At 36.9% G+C, this 18,628-nt stretch carries 18 protein-coding genes and 1 pseudogene; 16 read left to right on the top strand and 3 right to left on the bottom strand.

Annotation, left to right across the window (positions count from 1 at the left end):
- The first annotated feature begins 86 nt into the window (after positions 1–86).
- Positions 87–776 carry an HAD family hydrolase gene (locus AC1TO8_RS23150; RefSeq protein WP_482057946.1) on the top strand — a complete coding sequence of 230 codons (690 nt, stop codon included), beginning with the start codon at positions 87–89 and terminating at the stop codon, positions 774–776.
- A 244-nt stretch (positions 777–1,020) separates the two neighbouring features.
- Complete coding sequence (locus AC1TO8_RS23145; protein WP_482057945.1) at positions 1,021–1,758, top strand: NYN domain-containing protein; 738 nt, start codon at positions 1,021–1,023, stop codon at positions 1,756–1,758.
- 159 nt (positions 1,759–1,917) lie between these two features.
- Here the strand turns inward: AC1TO8_RS23145 and AC1TO8_RS23140 are convergent, their stop codons facing one another.
- Together AC1TO8_RS23140 and AC1TO8_RS23135 are read right to left on the bottom strand one after the other, a co-directional pair.
- On the bottom strand, positions 1,918–2,808 hold the full coding sequence (locus tag AC1TO8_RS23140) for an IS110 family RNA-guided transposase (protein WP_482057964.1): 891 nt from the start codon (positions 2,806–2,808) through the stop codon (positions 1,918–1,920).
- Between the two features lie 15 nt (positions 2,809–2,823).
- Complete coding sequence (locus tag AC1TO8_RS23135; RefSeq protein WP_482057944.1) at positions 2,824–3,126, bottom strand: IS110 family transposase; 303 nt, start codon at positions 3,124–3,126, stop codon at positions 2,824–2,826.
- Between the two features lie 532 nt (positions 3,127–3,658).
- Here AC1TO8_RS23135 and AC1TO8_RS23130 point away from each other — a divergent pair.
- The 14 genes and pseudogenes from AC1TO8_RS23130 (at position 3,659) to AC1TO8_RS23065 (ending at position 17,530) form a co-directional block, all read left to right on the top strand.
- The gene (locus AC1TO8_RS23130) at positions 3,659–4,669 is read left to right on the top strand and encodes a CHAP domain-containing protein (protein ID WP_482057943.1); all 1,011 of its coding nucleotides are present in this window, start codon (positions 3,659–3,661) and stop codon (positions 4,667–4,669) included.
- A gap of 264 nt (positions 4,670–4,933) precedes the next feature.
- On the top strand, positions 4,934–5,332 hold the full coding sequence (locus tag AC1TO8_RS23125; RefSeq protein ID WP_482057942.1) for an ACT domain-containing protein: 399 nt from the start codon (positions 4,934–4,936) through the stop codon (positions 5,330–5,332).
- Positions 5,333–5,762: 430 nt separating this feature from the next.
- Complete coding sequence (locus AC1TO8_RS23120; protein ID WP_482057941.1) at positions 5,763–6,203, top strand: hypothetical protein; 441 nt, start codon at positions 5,763–5,765, stop codon at positions 6,201–6,203.
- A 548-nt stretch (positions 6,204–6,751) separates the two neighbouring features.
- Complete coding sequence (locus AC1TO8_RS23115) at positions 6,752–7,381, top strand: GNAT family N-acetyltransferase (RefSeq protein WP_482057940.1); 630 nt, start codon at positions 6,752–6,754, stop codon at positions 7,379–7,381.
- Positions 7,382–7,713: 332 nt separating this feature from the next.
- Positions 7,714–8,247, top strand: a complete 534-nt coding sequence (locus tag AC1TO8_RS23110; protein ID WP_482057939.1) for a hypothetical protein — start codon at positions 7,714–7,716, stop codon at positions 8,245–8,247.
- Between the two features lie 77 nt (positions 8,248–8,324).
- On the top strand, positions 8,325–9,005 hold the full coding sequence (locus AC1TO8_RS23105) for a 2'-5' RNA ligase family protein (RefSeq protein ID WP_482057938.1): 681 nt from the start codon (positions 8,325–8,327) through the stop codon (positions 9,003–9,005).
- A gap of 236 nt (positions 9,006–9,241) precedes the next feature.
- Positions 9,242–10,291, top strand: a pseudogene (locus tag AC1TO8_RS23100) (acyltransferase family protein).
- Positions 10,292–10,502: 211 nt separating this feature from the next.
- Positions 10,503–11,066: a phosphoglycerate mutase family protein gene (locus tag AC1TO8_RS23095; protein ID WP_482057937.1), complete on the top strand. Its 564-nt coding sequence runs from the start codon at positions 10,503–10,505 to the stop codon at positions 11,064–11,066.
- Positions 11,067–11,275: 209 nt separating this feature from the next.
- Entirely contained in the window at positions 11,276–11,749 is a 474-nt protein-coding gene (locus AC1TO8_RS23090) for a hypothetical protein (RefSeq protein ID WP_482057936.1), read from the top strand.
- Positions 11,750–13,495: 1,746 nt separating this feature from the next.
- Complete coding sequence (locus AC1TO8_RS23085; RefSeq protein WP_482057935.1) at positions 13,496–13,972, top strand: 2'-5' RNA ligase family protein; 477 nt, start codon at positions 13,496–13,498, stop codon at positions 13,970–13,972.
- Between the two features lie 259 nt (positions 13,973–14,231).
- A complete protein-coding gene (locus AC1TO8_RS23080) occupies positions 14,232–14,696 on the top strand; it encodes a hypothetical protein (RefSeq protein ID WP_482057934.1) in 465 nt (154 codons plus the stop codon).
- 209 nt (positions 14,697–14,905) lie between these two features.
- Entirely contained in the window at positions 14,906–15,298 is a 393-nt protein-coding gene (locus AC1TO8_RS23075; RefSeq protein ID WP_482057933.1) for a VOC family protein, read from the top strand.
- Between the two features lie 383 nt (positions 15,299–15,681).
- Positions 15,682–16,281: a GNAT family N-acetyltransferase gene (locus tag AC1TO8_RS23070; RefSeq protein WP_482057932.1), complete on the top strand. Its 600-nt coding sequence runs from the start codon at positions 15,682–15,684 to the stop codon at positions 16,279–16,281.
- Positions 16,282–16,456: 175 nt separating this feature from the next.
- Entirely contained in the window at positions 16,457–17,530 is a 1,074-nt protein-coding gene (locus tag AC1TO8_RS23065) for a hypothetical protein (RefSeq protein ID WP_482057931.1), read from the top strand.
- A gap of 141 nt (positions 17,531–17,671) precedes the next feature.
- On the opposite strand, the gene AC1TO8_RS23060 is transcribed toward AC1TO8_RS23065, so the two are convergent.
- On the bottom strand, positions 17,672–18,628 hold a 957-nt coding region (locus AC1TO8_RS23060; protein WP_482057930.1), incomplete at its 5' end, for an IS110 family RNA-guided transposase.

Here is an 18,628-nt window from a genome sequence, read left to right as displayed (position 1 = left end):
GCTAAGTCTGACGACCCGTTCCCATTGGTCACTTAAGCTCCTTGAACGACAGGAATGCCAAACGTTATCGGAAATTCCTTGAAAGGATGATTTTTATTAAGATCAAAACAGTGATATTTGATTTGGACAACACTTTGTTAAACCGCAGAGAAGCTTTTAAATCGTATACCAACAAGTTCATATCTCGCTTTGTTGAAATACCGGATGGACAAGATAAGAACAAGATTATTGAATATATCATCAAAGCTGATATGGATGGATATCGAAAGAAAAAAGAACTATATGAAGAACTTAAAACCAGTCTAATTATGAAGAGAAGCGACACATCCTTGGAGGAATTACTAGAATTCTGGTTTTCAGAATTTTCGAAGGCTTCAGTACTCATGCGAGATGCACTAGAGACACTTCAGTATCTTAAATCAAGACAACTTAAACTTGGAATTATTACTAATGGATCTACTCGAGCACAGAATGCAAAGATAGATCAAGTGAATATTAGACACTTTTTCGATTCAATAATTATTTCTGATGAAGTTGGAGTTAAGAAACCTGATAAGAAGATATTTGAATTATCACTAGAAGCCTTATATACAACAACTAGCGATGCGTTATACATAGGAGATCAGCCCACCAACGATATAATAGGTGCTGAAAATGCAGGTCTAGAAGCAGTGTGGTTAAGAGGTTTTGCCGAGTGGAATATTGATGAAAGGATTCCTAAGTATTCGATTAATGTATTGTCAGAGTTAATACATATTCTTGAAAGTAATTCATAGGAGCCAAGGAACATCTGATAACACAGCATTCCTACTGCGGGCATTCGCCCTTGATCGCTAGAAGGATTTTCAAGGAGTATATTCAGGCGATACATTCAACCAGCTAAGTCTGGCGACCCGTTCCCTATGGTCACTTAAGCTGCTCGAACGTCAGGAATGCCCAAACGTTATCCGAAACATTCGTAAATAATTAACAATAAGCTCATAATTTAAGTAGTTAAATATTGATACATGGGGGATTGAAATGAGAGATATTGATAATTTGAAGAAAATTGCTGTTCTTATTGATGCTGATAATTCACAGAAGAAGAAATTAAAATATATACTTGAAGAGGTGTCAACTAAAGGACATATTATTACAAAAAGAGCATATGGAGATTGGTCGCTAGATACATTAAAAAATTGGAAGAATGATTTGAATGAACTGGCAATACAACCAGTTCAACAATTCGCTTACACAACAGGTAAAAATGCAACAGATTCAGCTATGATAATTGATGCAATGGACTTGCTGTATACCAATAAATATGATGCTTTTGTTATTATTTCGAGTGACAGTGATTTCACAAAACTTGCAACAAGGTTGAAAGAAGCAGAAATATTTGTTATTGGGGTCGGTGAAGATAAGACGCCAACATCTTTTAGGAATGCTTGTGATGAATTTATTTTGACAAAAAATCTAGGAGATGTAAAAACTGAAAACATAATTGAAAACTCTAAAAATCATGAGTCAAATGAAGCATTAACTGAATTAGTTGCATTGTTACATAAAGCACATGAAAAGTATGAGGAAGATGGCTGGTGTAATGTTAGTGCGGCAGGATCATTTATTAAAAGAATAAAACCAGATTTTGATACTAGAACATTTGGAGTTACCAAATTGCCTGAAATACTCGAACAACTTAACGAAACTTTTGAAATGAAAAAATATAAAGGAAAGGGAGTAGTTAATATTATTGCTTATAAGCCTAGTGCGAAGTAATATTTAATAGTTTTTCAAGAGGTCGAATGTATCGGATAAACCAGCTAATCAAAGTCAACCCTATCATTAATAATATTTTCATAGGAATAAGATAGACATACTTAAACAAACCTACCCACAAGAGTAAGTTTATCTGGAATTTAATTACTAATTTTAATATTAACTACAGTTAAATGCCTGACCAGACTTCCACATGCCAAAAACAATGCGTAAAAGCTTGTGAGAAGTAGCGACAATGGCGACTTTTGCCGGTTTGCCTTCTGTCCGTTTTTGCTGATAGAATTGGAAGAGAATCGAATTTCTTGGTCCATGAATTTGCTTGGAAATGGCGGCAACAGTAGCCTGATAAAGAGCAGTTCGTAGGTAAGAAGAGCCCCGTTTAGATATTCGATTCTTCTTGGATTTGAAGGTTCCTGATTCGTGAACAGCTGAGTCTAGCCCGGCAAAAGCTGTTAGCTGTTTAACGGACGGGAACCTTTTTATATCTCCAATTTCAGCGATGAGCATAGCAGCCGTTAATGGTCCCACCCCTGGAATCGTGCGAAGAAGGTGATAGGTTTCGATAGATTCAGCCATCGACTGCATGGTTACCAAGAGATCTTTCATACAGTCCTGGTAGGTCTTTAGCAGTTGAATATAGTGCATAAGAACAATCTTCTGGGCTTGAATGGCATGGAGATCAGGAAGACTGTTGTTAGCAATGGCAAGTAGTTGCTCTAGTTTAGATTCGTTCCAAGCCCGACCTTTGCGATTGGAAATAAGTACCATCATGATCTCCTCTTGATCTGCCACTAAGAGTTCCTTGGGAGTCGGATAACGAGATAATAGTTCAAGAGAAGTACGGTTACAGACTTTGTGAAAGGCTTTGTCATACCCTGGAAAGATAAGATCAAGAACGGCACGAAAATGAAGCTGTGTCTCGCCATAGAGGCCTGTCCAATGCTGGTATTGCCGACAAATAACACGAAGCTGTTGAACAGAATCGCTTAGCTCAACTTGAGGTTCAGGAGATTGGAGGTAGAAGACATGAGCAATACGAATAGCATCGATAGGGTCGGTCTTGATCTACCGAACCGCCTTTTGCTTCAGCTGATGAGTAAGTAATGGATTGAGAACAATGACAGAATATCCATGCGAAGAAAAGAAAGATACGAGAGGTTTGGAATAATTCCCGGTAGCTTCTAAAACAACATTGGGTTCGTAGCCTGTAGCTTCCTTCATCTGCAGCAAGATCGATAGGAGATAATTGAGATCGTCGTGAGTATGAGAGAATGGAAAAGGTTTGTACATACAGTCATGGTAAGAAAGAAAAGAAGCAGCAAAACTCTTACCCTTAGCGACATCGATACTTAGAACAGGTATATTCATATAACCTCCTTAGTTTCACTGGGGCCAGCACTTTTGCCCTCCACAGGTTGGCACGGTGATACGGGCTCTAAGGCCCAACCAGCTGAATCGGGGTATGAACAAAAGGCGAGGGCTTAGAACACTTTATGTGACGGGATCTATGTCCCAACAATGCATACGTTTTTCAGCCCAGTGTTTCCTCCAGTATAAAGAAAAAGTCCATCCCCGAGCCAGTCGGGTATGAACTGAGAATACCAACACTGCATTCCTACTGCGGGCATTCGCCCTTGATCGCTAGAAGGATTTTCAAGGAGTTTATTGAGGTGATACATTCAACCAGCTAAGTCTGACGACCCGGACCTACGGTCCTTAAGCTGCTTGAACGTCAGGAATGCCAAACGTTATCGGAAATCAATGCAAATAAAGACCATAATTGAATTAATGTGCAATTTCGTGAAGCAGACCAAGTCTAGGGAGGGTGGGATGATCTCTGAAAATTGTGAAATCACGGATTGATAGTATCCGTATACTTGTAAATGAAATGATATTCAACATGGACAGTTCTTTTAAAAAACAGGAAGCTGCTGTACGACTTTATGGGGTGTCATCTTTTGCATCGATGCTTGCGATGAAGAGAGGACTAGAGACGGAAATTGCCGCAATCGCAGGTTTGCTTCATCAATTTTATTTTTATAAAACCGGTATTATTCTTTATCCTGGCATTAATAGCGCAGAGGCCGTAAGACCTATTATAAGAAACTTGGGTATTTTTTCAAAGGAAGAACAACTTACAATTCTGCGGGCAATATTCTATCAGGATCAGATAAGACAAGCACATGGCCCATATGATGAAATAATCAAAGATGCCGTTGTACTTCATAAGTATTTTCAGAATATGAACAAAGCCGTATCCCAGTTGGATGCGCGAAGACTTTCAAATGTGTTAGATGAATTATCAATCCAAGTCGATTACCTAGTGGATGAGGTAACAACCCAAAAAAGTAATATTCACAGCAACGCTAAAGACAAACGTCAATTGTTAGCCGACATTTCGGAAGAGCTAGCAGGACAGAACATTTTTGGCATTCCGGGGGACAAACGATACCGTGAAATTTGCCAATATTGGCCGGATCCCGATATATATAAAGTGCTCCAAGGCAGTTGGTGCGCAGCATTTGTTTACCATTGCTGCATGTTATCCGGAATTTCACTCCCAATACGTTACCCGAATGGAAATCATCGATTAGCTGGTGTAGGCGCAATGTTGGAATGGGCGAAACTACCTGAAACTGGATTTTTTCATTATGATGGAGAGGAAAATTTCAAACCCGAACGCGGTGATATCGTTATTTATGAAAAACTCTTATCAGATGACTCGCACGACCATATAGGAATTGTACTTGCGTGCGAGGACCAAGAAATACTGGTTGCAGAAGGGAACAGGGATAACGAGAACTATTCCAGCGTTTTTCGAAGGAATAGAAATCATTGCATTCTTGGCTATATCCGAATCGACAATGAATACCATTTTTGTTTTGATGGTATTTACGACCCTATCCTTTAATTGCTGACTGTCATAAGCATTCAATTAACGCAAGTTTATTCGAGGAAGGCATTGACATCCGATAACAGAGCATTCCTACTGCGGGCATTCGCCCTTGATCGCCAAGGGGGAATTTCAGAGAAGTTAATTCAGGCGATACATCGAATCAGCTAAGTCTAGCGACCCGGACCTACGGTCCTTAAGCTGCTTGAACGTCAGGAATTTCAAACGTTATACGCAATACCCTCAAAGACAAAAAAACTACAAAAAATCAGGGGTGTCTCTATGAAACTAATTTTGTTAGATGAGAAGTATGGGATAGTAAAACTTGAACCAAAGCAAGGAATCCCAGAATGGGCAATTGATTCAGAAGTTGAATTATTGTCAATCACATATACATCAGATGAATTATCAATAGTGTGTAAGGAGAACAAGATACCAGAAGAAGGGTTACTATATGTGGAAAGACCTTGGAATTGTCTTAAGGTCGAAGGACAACTTGATTTTAACCTAACAGGAATATTATATACGTTAGCAAAACCTTTAGCAGAGCACAAAATAAGTGTTTTTGCGATATCTACTTTTGATACTGACTATTTACTAGTGAAATCTGAGAAAATTGATCAAACAATTCATATACTTGAAGAAGAAGGTCATGAAATACAAAGAAAATTAAATTTTTAAGTTTCTCAAGAAGGGGGTACAGCGTATAACATTACATTTTTGCGTCGTCGTTAGCGCTCCTTGGTCGCCAAGAGGGATATCGAAGGAGCTTATTCAGGCGACACATTCGACCGGCTAAGTCTGACGACCCGTTCCCTTTGGTCACTTAAGCCGCTTGAACGTCAGGAATTCCAAACGTTATACGCAACCCCTTGAGAATGTTAAACCATGAATCAAATTAACAACAAATAATAAATATAGGTGAAAGAATACATTTACAAAGTAGCAGTTGAAAACCAGGATGAACGGAATATTAGAAGGTGTACCCTAAAACAATAAATTCCCACATCGTTAGTTATGCTCCTTGGTCATCAAGAGGAATATCGGAGAAGCGGATTCATAATAAAGTACAAACTAAAGAATATTTCTATTACGCGAAAGAGAGGATCAAATGAATTATTATTTTGGTTTTTCATGGAAAGGTCTATTAATCTTTTTATTGCCAATGATACCAAATATATTTTATTTTTTAATTCCTGCGTCAGATATATCAGGAAACAATGCAAATAGCCATTTGATTTTAGATGTTTTGGAGCACGGAAGTCAGGCGATATTTTTCTTTCTTCTGATATTTGTTATAAGAAAACAAGCATCTGAAATTCGATGTCCGTATACAATTGGTATGGCAATAATGTTGATTTTTTATTATGGGCTATGGATATTGTATTTTACAGGCAACGCAAACTCGGTTATTTTTTTTGGGATGGCCGTTCTTCCGGTAGTATATTTTATATTGGCTGAGATTTGGCTTCATAATTATCTGGCTATTATACCAACAGTACTTTTTGGTATTGTGCATGTCATTAATACATATTTGTCTATTGCGAATTAAAGGGAGAACAACAATCCCCTTAAATTATGATAGTGCGTTCAGCATGGATGCTATATCTAGGATTAAGTCCCGAATGGTGAAGGTAGAAGTAAGCCATAGTTTAAGGCAAAGGTATCCAACGTGAGTAGGAATCTGAATGAAGCCGTCGGCAAGTCTCCGGTCCGAGGAACACGAACCTCTTATAAGGCTAGCGTTCATTGGATGAAGTTACTACACAAACCAAAGTCCATACTGCCGAAGGCGAGTAAATGAGGGGGGGACCTTTCCTATGGGGAAACGGATTTGATAGGACCAAAAGATAGAACCAAAAGATAAAACACATAAAGACATATTAAATACATAAAACACACAAGACATATATGGATGTGGAATCGAAAAAGAAGGGGCAGCGTATAACAATGCATTTTTGCATCGTCGCATTCGCTCCTTGGTCACCAAGAGGAATTTTCGGAGAAGTGGAATCAGGCGACACATCCAACCAGCTAAGTGGCGAATCCACCCGGACCTACGGTCCTTAAGCTGTTTGGACGTCAGAAATACGCAACGTTATGAGAAATCATCCAAATACATATAAAAACCTGAAAGGAATGTTGAATATGACTTTCCCAAAAATGTTAAATGGAAGTCGAGTTCAATTGTATCCACTTGAACTGAGTCAAGCAGAAGAATTATTCGAATGCGGAAAACATGAAGGTATTTGGACTTATTTACCCAACGAAGTAAAGACTTTGGAAGACATGATTCTGCTCATTAAAAGTTCTTTAAAGTCAAAGGAGTTGGGACATGAATATCCCTTTGTGGTCTTTGATAAAGAACTAAATCGGTTAGTAGGGAGTACAAGATTTTTGAATTTATCAGTACTAAATAAAAATTTAGAAATTGGATGGACATGGTATTCACCTGAAGTATGGAGAACCAGAGTGAATACGGAGTGTAAATATGCGTTATTGAAATACTGTTTTGATGAATTCAAAGCAGTAAGAGTCCAGTTTAAAGCCGATGTAAGGAATGATCGATCGAATAAAGCTATAAGAAGAATTGGAGCAACTCATGAAGGAGTTTTAAGACAAGACAGAATATTACATGATGGATTTATAAGGAATGCCAATATATACAGTATTATTAATTCCGAGTGGCAAGAAGTAAAAAACCGTTTAGAAGAATATTTAAGGAACTAAAAACGTAGAACTTGGGGATTTTTCGTAGAAGCGGATGACATCTCAACAATACATTCCTGCGTCGTCGCTGACGCTCCTCGGTCGCCAAGAGGGATTTCGTAGAAGTTGATTCAGGCGACACATTCAACCGACTAAGTCTGACGACCCGTTCCCATTGGTCACTTAAGCCGCTTGAACGTCAGGAATGTGCAACGTTATAAGAAATCCCCGCTAAACATGTTAAGTTCCTTAAGAGAGGAGAGATCACCATATCCTTAGAATTCTCTGAGATCTGTCTCCAAATTGACCAACTCATAATAAATAATGACATTGAAACATTAAATAATATTTTCATGACGTTGGTTACCTCAGATCAATTACAGCTCAATAGTCAACTTCACTTTGAATCATTAACGTTTATTTTAGAACATAGAGATCTACTGAATTTACCAGATGATGCAATCGAACATATTATTTGGTCTCATTATTCCAGTCAGGAATGGACTAATGAACTGTTATTAAGAATCATTGAAGAATACAAAAATAAACCGATGATAGCACTTGAAAGTCTAATTATTAGTGCATTGAAACACGATAAGATCACAACTAATCAATACGATACAATTGATAAATTCTTTTCTGCTAAAGAGATAAAACGACAATTATTTTTTTGGATATTAGGTAGGAAGCTGTATCAAGAAGAAGAGCTAACAAAGAATGAAGTTGAGAAAACGTTAAAATTACGAGGATATAAATATTTGGAGGAAGCATTTGAGAAAGGATTAATTAATGAGTCGTTAAAAGTGCTATTCTCAGCTCCAATACCTGGAGAAGACGATAAAAGGCACAAGGAATATCTTTATAAAATAGCAAACAACTTAAAATAGAATTAATAAATTTGTTTGGATTGCATCGAAGGCGGGAACATCTTATAACACAACATTCCTACTGCGGGCATTCGCCCTTGATCGCCAAGAGGGATATCAGAGAAGCAGATTCAGGCGATACATTCAACCAGCTAAGTCTGACGACCCTTTCCCTTTGGTCACTTAAGCTGCCTGAACGTCAGGAATGCCAAACGTTATCGGAAATTCCCAGAAAGCTTAAAGGGCGTGAAGATATGGTTCAAAGATGTATAATGATATTCCCTAAATTTCAAAACATAGGAATTATTGAAGAGATCAGAAAACAAAATGATCCCATGTATAACCTAGTTGAACCTCATATTTCTCTTGTATTCCCTTTCCATAGTGATTTTTCAAAGGAGCAATTAAAAGAACATATTGTGAGTGAACTAAAAGGAATAAGACCATTTAAACTAAAGATGAAGGGCATTAGTGGAGAGGACGGCGGGTATCTTTTTTTGAACGTATTGGAAGGTAAAGAAGAAATAGTTGAAATACATACCAGGCTATATAGAGGAATTTTAGAACAACACAAACCAGAATTTTTAAACATAACAGATTATTTACCTCATATGACAGTAGGACATATAGCCATTAATGAAGAAATGATAAGAGTGGTTAGAAATTTCAAGACGTTGAATGAAAATTTTGAAGAGCTTGTAAGAGAAATAAGTGTGGAGATTATAGGAGAAGATGAAGAATCAATAATAGAAATGACAATAGAATTTGAGGAACAATGATAGTGAACTCAGAGAAGCTGGGAACATCCGATAACACAGCATTCCTACTGCGGGCATTCGCCCTTGATCGCCAAGAGGGATATCAGAGAAGTTAATTCAGGCGATACATTCAACCAGCTAAGTCTGACGACCCGTTCCCTTTGGTCACTTAAGCTATTTGAACGTCAGGAATGCCAAACGTTATCGGAAATTCTTACAAAAAATAAAATCTATAAATCAAAGGAGCAATTCTCGACATGACGCTGAAAAATCGCATCAACTTCCTGGATAATTTGAAAGTGTTTTTAATTATGCTGGTTGTGTCACATCATGCTGGACAACCTTATGGAGGATCAAACGGATGGTGGTATTTTACAACGGATGATTCACCGGGTTTAGGTGCTTTTTTTGCTGTAAATGCTGCATTTTTCATGAGTCTATTTTTCTTAATATCAGCGTATTTTGTTCCAGCGTCCCTTGAAAAGAGAGGCTTAGGGAGCTTTTTAAGAGAGCGATTTATTCATTTGGGTATTCCTCTAATAATCGGATTCGTTATGCTAATACCATTTTCTTGGCCAGTGATTAATTTCGGACACTTATGGTTTCTTCAACATCTACTGATTTATGTAATTATTTTTACGTTTGTAAAAACGTATTTGTTGAATCCGAGTCATACAAAACAATACGTACATAAACCATTTCCGAGTTTCTTTGTAATTTTACTCTTCACTGCTTTTGTTGCGTGGGCAACATTTGTAATACGAATCTGGTATCCTATTGATCATTGGATTGGATTTCTCGGGTTTATTCAAACTGAATTCGCCCATGTCCCTCAATATGTAAGTTTCTTTATAATAGGATTATCTGCTGCAAAAAATAATTAGATTGTTCGGATTCCTAGATCCGTAGGAATAATATGCATTATTATTGGGTTTATACTTGCAGCTATAGTTTATTCTAGGAAGGTAACTTCTTTTCAGCCTGGAGGATTGAATTTCGGTAGTTTGCAATATTCCTTCATTGAAACATTCCTGTGTATGGGAATGTGCGTAGGATTAATATTCGTTTTCCAACGAATTGCAAATAAATCCATTAATTTATTGCAGTCATTGTCATTGAATGCTTTTACTGTTTACGTAATACATGTTCCGGTTGTTGTAATATTACAATACCTCGTTGAATCACTTCCTGTATCTGCATATTTCAAATTTATTATTGTAAACGGATTGGGGATAGCAGTAAGTTTTTCGACCAGTCACTTTTTAATTAAAAAAATTCCTTATTTAAATAGAGTATTATACAGATAGTTTGATAGTGATTCAAAGAAGGTAAGAACCTCCGATAACACCATATTCACGCATCGATCCATTCGGATCTCGGTCCGCAGAAGTTTTTCAGGAAGTATAGGCTGCGGACACATTCATTCCCCTAAGATAAGAGCTATCTAAGGGGAATGAACGTCGTGAATATCTGAACGTTATCGGAAATTCATGCAATACATTGTCTGGAGGTAGCTCAATGGAGATTGTATTTATTCGTCATGGTCATGGAGAACATTTACTTGATTATCCCAATCGATTAAATACAGCTCACCCTGGCCTTACAGAATACGGTAAGATGCAAATTACTCAATTACGTGATCAAATGACATTCTATTCTGACGACTTAATACTTGTAAGTCCAACTAAGCGTACCATTGAGACTGCATTAATGTTAACAAGTAATTATAGATTCATTATTACCCCACTTGTTGGTCCGAGAATGTTCCCACAAAATCCGGATTTTCCTTTTTTAGTTTGTGATCAAATCTATACAAAAGCTGAAATTATAACTCAATATAGGGATATAGAAGTTCAAGACCTTAATTTGGATTGTTGGAGAGATGGAATTAATAGGATTGAACAAGACTTATTTGAAGGATATGCAAAGTTATTAATAGATTGGATTGGAGATAAGTATAATAGAGTCATTTTTATTTCTCATGATGGGACAATAACAAACTACAGAACAATACTTGGAGAAGAAGGATTGACAAGAAATGATTTTCTTGGTGAAGCAGGAGTATATGGTATGATATTGTAAGTATTTCGAGAAGGCATGAACATCCGATAACACAATATTCGCGCTGCGTGCCATTCGGCCCTTGATCTACCAGAGGTATTTTCGAAGAAGAATAATCAGGTAGATACATCCATTCCCCTAAGATAAGAGCTATCTAAGGGGAATGGACGTCGCGAATACCCCAACGTTATCGGAAATCAGCTCGAAAAAATTATGAATGTGGTGATCAGATGAAAAAGATATGGATAATAAGTTGTATCGTTCTTATTGCTGTTGTTTATCTTATTTATGATTATCAACGTCCAGAGCCTATGCAACTGATCTATAATAGTACGATCTATTCAAACGAATCCCAGTTCGAGAAACAGACAGTTGTCTCAATTAAAGGAAATCTTCATAAGAACCTATTTGGCAAAAATGTCTTAATTGGAGAAATGATTGTAGATGAAAATTTAAAATATGAAGTAAAGTTAAGAGAAGAGGAAAAGAAATACTTCGAATTACTTACTGCTAAAGGCAAAAACTATATAGAATTAAAATCGATTGGAACAATTATGACATCAGTCAAATTTGATAAAATATGGGTAAGTCTAGATGATATTAATGAAAGATATAACATTACGGAAGGATATATATCTGGACCTGCAAAGAATATGAAAGAAGCGAATGATATTGCTAGTAGAGTTGTGGAAGGAACTCCATAAGAGCAGATGTTTGTAATTCAAGGAAGTCGCTGACATCCGATAACATTACATTCCTACATCGTCGCTGGCGCTCCTTGGTCGCCAAGAGGGATAGCGGAGAAGTATATTCAGGCGACACATTGCTTTCCCTAAGATAAGAGCTATCTAAGGGAAAGCAACGTCAGGAATGCGCGAACGTTATAGGAAATCAGCGAACATCATTAAAAACCTCATTAATACATTGAACATTTAGGGTATGAAGCTATTCACCTAAAGCGCAGTTTACTTGAAGATAGTCAAAAAGTGTAGATGAATGAACTAGAGGAATTTATGATTGCGAACCAAGCATAGTTAACTGTAGCATTACTGGAGGATGAAGAATGATGTTGAAGGAAGATACTACGAGATTATTAAATATATCATTTCACATTCTCAGCCAATTTGGCTATTTGTTTACTTTGTATTTATTCTCGTCTAATTACGAGCAATTACCTTGGTATGATCCTGATTATTATAAGTATTTTCATTTAATGATAACATTGCCGATACCTATGCTCCTTTCACTTTTTATAGGATTTATTATAAGAAGAGAATCTACACTCAAAAAATATATTCAAGCGGTATACCCTATAGCTTACCTCATAACTGTTACCTATATGACTAACATTGGAATATTTGGGATGCCTCATAGTGAAATTGGTGGTTTAATCGTATTTATCTTGTATACCCCGTCAGTGTATTTTCTACTTCTGGACATTAAAAGAATGAAACGAGTTATGAACTAACGAAACACGATTTCAAGATAACTTAAAGTGGGGCTATTACAAAGAAGGCGCTGACATCCTATAAACAATACATTCCTACATCGTCGCTGTCACTCCTTGGTCACCAAGAGGGATCTCGGAGAAGTGGAGTCAGGCGACACATCCAACCGGCTAAGTGGCAGAGCCACCCGGAACTACGGTCCTTAAGCCGTTTGGACGTCAGAAATACGCAACGTTAAGTGAAACCGGCGAAATGCTGAAATTTATTAGAAAGTGAGTTGGATTTCAAATAATAATTGTGAGTCTAGTTCTCATCGGAGTATTTTTACTATCTATTTGGAGTGCTATCGAAGGAATAAAAAATAGGACACGATATGTACTTAATGAACGGATAAGATATTATTTTTTAGGTTTGTTAATATCTATAATAGTTTCAATACTAGGAAGTCTGTCGGCTAACGAAATAAATATAGGACTTATAATAACTATTGTTATTGGAATAACATTGATTTTCGGAAACATATTTTATTATTATAAGGTTGAACATTTGAATAATAGACTAGAGGTTGGATTTAGAATTATGAAATATATGTTGCTTACAATAATGATATTGATATTGAATCTTATAATTTTTGAATAATTTTAGTAATAAATTTGAAGGTAAAGTCAAAGGTGTCGCCGGCATCACCTAACACGGCATTCCTACTGCGGGCATTCGCTCTTGATCGCCAAGAAGGATTTCCAAGGGGTTTAATCAAGCGATACATTCAACCAGCTAAGTCTGACGACCCGTTCCCTGCGGTCACTTATGCTGCTTGAACGTCAGGAATGCCAAACGTTAGGTGAAATTACTGCAATTAATTGTTATGAATGTGGATTCAAGAAGAAACTTATAAAGTGAGATGATAGAATGTACGCTGTTGAATTGTTTTTTGAAGAGAACTTCGAGGAGTACGTTAGGAATACCTGGAAGGGATTGAAAGACCAAAACATAAGTTCAAATATGTATGACATCAGTTATTTAAGACCACATATTACTCTGGCGGTCTATAGTGATATTCCGTCTTTAGAGTCAATTTGTAGACGATTAAGTACTTATTTTGATAGTGTTTTAGAACTTGAATTGAAGTTTGATGTGCTTGCCTCATTTCCTACATCAGGGACATTATTTATAGATCCAACAGTCACGGAAGACTTGCTTAAGATGCATAAGATGTATCATGAGGAGTTTAGTGACTTGTTTGAATTTTCCAACCCCTATTATATTCCGAATAATTGGGATCCTCATTGTACTCTTGCTATAAAACTTTCTCCGGAACAGATACTAGATGCAATGAAATATTGCTATAAAGATTTTGTACCTCTACGAAGTAAGATCATAGAAGTTGGGATCGTAAAACTAGAATATGATTCAAATAATAAATGTATAAGTAGTTCAACCATTGCTTCAAACAAATTAAAGGTGAAGACTAACTTGTAGGTTTACCAAAGAGGGCAGTAACATCACCTAACATAGCATTCTTACATCGTCGCTGTCGCTCCTTGGTCGCCAAGAGGGATATCTAAGAAGCGGATTCAGGCGACACATTCAACCGGCTAAGTCTGACGACCCGGTAGCTAAGCTACCTTAAGCCGCTTGAACGTCAGGAATGCCAATCGTTATGTGCAATTGGGGCAATATTATTGAAGGAATCATCAAGAAGTCTTTGAAAATAGTGTTTTGAAAGAAGGTATGTATTATGGACGAACAAGAAGTTAGTTATACAACATATACACAAAAACATAAAGATATCATAAATGCAGGTGTAACTGCTATAAATGAAATATTGAATAGCAAAGATGTCTCTGAAAAGAGAAGTCTATTATTTTGTTTGGACAAATATCTAGATCCATATTTTGGTTACAATTTGTCCTACTTTGACGAAGTTATTTTAATTTTAGAAAAGCATTTATTTGTTAGCAATACTAAAGAAGTAAAGGAAGACATGCTCCAATTATTAACAGATTACTCAAAGAAGAATTTAGATTATTTAGCGGAAAACATAGGAGAGATTGATCCTGAGATTCTTGCAGACGCCCTATATGCACTGGGTAATACTTATAATAAACAGTATGTTCCAGTATTTATTACGTTTGAAAATCATGAAGATAAAATTGTAAGTGATACTGCCAAAAACGCACTAATAGAGCTTTCAAAAATATAAACATAGGTTTGAGAGTATCTCGAGGATGGCCCTAACAGCACATAACAATGCATTTTTGCTGCGTCGCTTTCGCTCCTTGGTCGCCAAGAGGAATTTCAGGAAGCCAATTGGACGTCAGAAATGCGCGAACGTTATCAGAAATTGGGGCACTACAAGTTAAACATTAGAAATAGTATCCTTAATCAAGTAATCTCAGAGAGGAAAATAGAATGAAAGTTCAAGGATTCAATCACGTAACAATAAACGTTAGAAATCTCGAAATATCAATAAACTTTTATACAGGTGTTCTTGGACTAAATATAAGGCACAAAGGGAACAAGGATGCATATTTAGAATGGGGAAGTGCATGGATTTGTTTGATTGAACGAGATAGTTACAGTGAGCATACAGAGAGACAAGCAGGAGTAGATCATGTTGCATTTTATATTCCAGAGGAGCATTTCAAAGAAGCGGTAAAATCACTCCAAGATAATCATGTAAATATAGTAAGAGAAGCAATAAAGCGTGGTACAGGGTGGTCAATCAATTTCTTAGATCCAGATGGAACTCAACTTGAATTACATACATCAAACTTAGAGGAAAGAATGAAGGTATGGAGATAGTAAGAGCAAGAAAGGGAAAGAAGTTATGCAACTCAAAGAAGGCCCCAACATCTGATAACATAACATTTCTGCTTCGTCGCTGACGCTCCTTGGTTGCCAAGAGGGATATCCGAGAAGTGGATTCAGGCAACACATTCAATCGGCTAAGTCTGACGACCCGGCACTTCGTGCCTTAAGCCGCTTGAACGTCAGAAATGCGAAACGTTGTAGGAAATCAGCGGAAATCATAAAAAACCTTCTATAAACCAGTATCCAATAGATGCATTTCAGCTAGAGAACCAGGCTAGTTTAGTAATAATTAATCTTTACCTGCCATGAGCTCTTACGGTTTGGTATTATATGTGGTAAAGCATTCTACCAAATATGCATAAGGGAGATAAATAATGAACTCAAATACTCACTCCACATCGGATGAAAACATTTTTAAGATTGACTGTAAGGATATTGTTTTAAGAGAATACATAATTGATGATTTAGATGAGTTTCATTCACTAACATGGCAACCTGAGATACATGAGTTTTTGCCTGGATGCAACGTATCTAAAGAACAACGGTTAGATTGGCTAATAAATTACGAAACCAAAGAAAATAAACAGTTTCTAAAGGTTGTATCGGAAGGCGGTGATATTGATGAACTCCGTCTTCGTTTGGGGATTATATTGAAAGAGTCAGGAGAGTTTATCGGTTGGTGCTGTACGGGAATAAAAGAAGAATTACCGCCTCCAAACAGAGAGATCATGTATGCAATATCAAAAGATCATAGAGGTAAGGGTTATACGACGCAAGCAGCTAAAGGGATAATCAAGTATTTATTTGAGAATACGAACGTGGAGGTGCTTAATGCTATAGCCCTTATACGTAATTTACCCTCAAATAGAGTAATACAAAAGTGTAACTTCGATTTTATAAACATCATAGAACTTGAAAAGGAGAGCTATAATTATTATAAACTCAGCAAGAGCAATTGGGAAATCGAGATGTAGTAGTCTTTCAATTTCTGAGCTAACGCAACAGGATAGAAAAGATAATTGAAGTTGGGGTCTTACAAAGAAGACGCTGACATCCGATAACAATGCATTCCTGCTTCGTCGCTTCGCTCCTAGGTCGCCAAGAGGGATTTCAGAGAAGCAGATTCAGACGACACATCCAAACAGCAAAGTGGCAGAGCCACCCGGACCTACGGTCCTTAAGCCGTTCGGACGTCAGGAATGCCAAACGTTAGATGAAATCACAATAAAGAGGTGTTGTATGAGTATCGATCTAGAATTAAGAATTTCCAAACATATAAATAAAAATGAAATCGAAGACGTCTTAATTCCGATGGGGTGGGTTGTAAATCCAAAATACGAGAATTGTTATACCTGGTATCACATGGATAATTATGAATCAATCCGAGGGGTATGGCTGTATATAAAATACTATTCTAGCGAGAAAAAAAATACTACTACCATCACTACTAGCACGTCAGCAGGTAGAAGTAATGAAGACCTTTTCACACAAAATAATACACTTAAAATACTTAAAAAGATTTACGGTGGTTATATTTATAATCCCCAAACCGGAACTAAATCTTATATTATAATTGACATTCCAAAACTTCAAGCTTCAGAGAAAGCGTTAGGTTTCGTTTATAGTGCATTCCATAATAATTTATTAAAAACAAGTATTATTATAGAAGACGTACCAGAGCAGATCTTGTCAGCTGATAATTACATTGCAGAGCTAAACAAAGAATTACTTCGTAACAATATGATAGTACCTTTTCTCGTTACTACTTTAGAAACATTTTTGAAATATACTTTTATTAGATATTTAGAAACAAATGAATCAGCAAGAGATCAAGTATTTAAAAAAAATGACAGGATTCATTTTTCAAAGCTTAAGGGTTTATTGGAAGGTCAGATTTCTATTTCGTCTTTAGAATCTGAGAATTTCAATTTTCAAAATCTGATTTCTGCAAATGAGGCATTCAAAAAATATCTCGAAATAGACCTCTTTGAAATTTTAAATACTAGTAAGAAATTTAACAAAAGAGTAGTTGTACTTAGAGAAGTGATTAGCAAAATGCTCGATTCTAGGCACAAGTTTATTCATGAAGGGATAATTGACTACAAATTAAGTAGAGAGGAGATGGAAAAGTATATTTTCTGTTTAAATTCTTTCGGTGAACTATTTGTTGATAGATTATTAAAATTAAAGAAATTAAGAATTGATCTTGAAAAGTATACCTAAGATGATTGTGAAATCATCTAAACCAGCTAATCAAAGTCAACCCTATCATTAATAATATTTTCATAGGAATAAGATAGACATACTTAAACAAACCTACCCACAAGAGTGAGTTTTTCTGGAATTTAACTTCCAATTACAGTCTTAACCACAGTTAAATGCCTGACCAGACTTCCACATTCCAAAAATAATGCGTAAAAGTTTGTGAGAAGTAGCAACAATTGCGACTTTTGCAGGTTTGCCTTCGGTACGTTTTTGCTGATAGAATTGAAAGAGAATCGAATTTCTTGGGCCATGAATTTGCTTGGAAATGGCGGCAACGGTAGCCTGATAAAGAGCCGTTCGAAGGTAAGAAGAGCCCCGGTTAGATATTCGATTCTTCTTGGATTTGAAGGTTCCTGATTCGTGAACAGCTGAGTCTAGCCCGGCAAAAGCTGTTAGCTGTTTAACGGACGGGAACCTTTTTATATCTCCAATTTCAGCGATGAGCATAGCAGCCGTTAATGGTCCCGCCCCTGGAATCGTGCGAAGAAGGTGATAGGTTTCGATAGATTCAGCCATCGACTGCATGGTTACCAAGAGATCTTTCATACAGTCCTGGTAGGTGTTTAGCAGTTGAATATAGTGCATAAGAACAATCTTCTGGGCTTGAATGGCATGGAGATCAGGAAGACTGTTGTTAGCAATGGCAAGTAGTTGCTCTAGTTTAGATTCGTTCCAAGCCCGACCTTTGCGATTGGAAATAAGTACCATCATGATCTCCTCATGATCTGCCTCTAAGAGTTCTCGGGGAGTCGGATAGCGAGATAAAAGTTCAAGAGAAGTACGGTTACAGACTTTGTGAAACGCCTTGTCATACCCTAGAAAGATAAGATCAAGAACGGCACGGAAATGAAGCTGTGTCTCGCCATAGAGGCCTGTCCAATGCTGGTATTGTCTACAAATGACACGAAGCTGTTGAACAGAATCGCTTAGTTCTACATGAGGTTCAGGAGACTGGAGGTAGAAGACATGAGCAATACGAATGGCATCGATCGGGTCGGTCTTGACCTTCCGTACCGCCTTTTGCTTCAGCTGATGAGTAAGTAATGGATTGAGAAC

Source organism: Paenibacillus sp. Y859 (genome assembly GCF_056786405.1).
The sequence above is the reverse complement of the archived record's forward strand: the minus strand, read 5'-3'. Positions and strand labels throughout refer to the sequence as shown.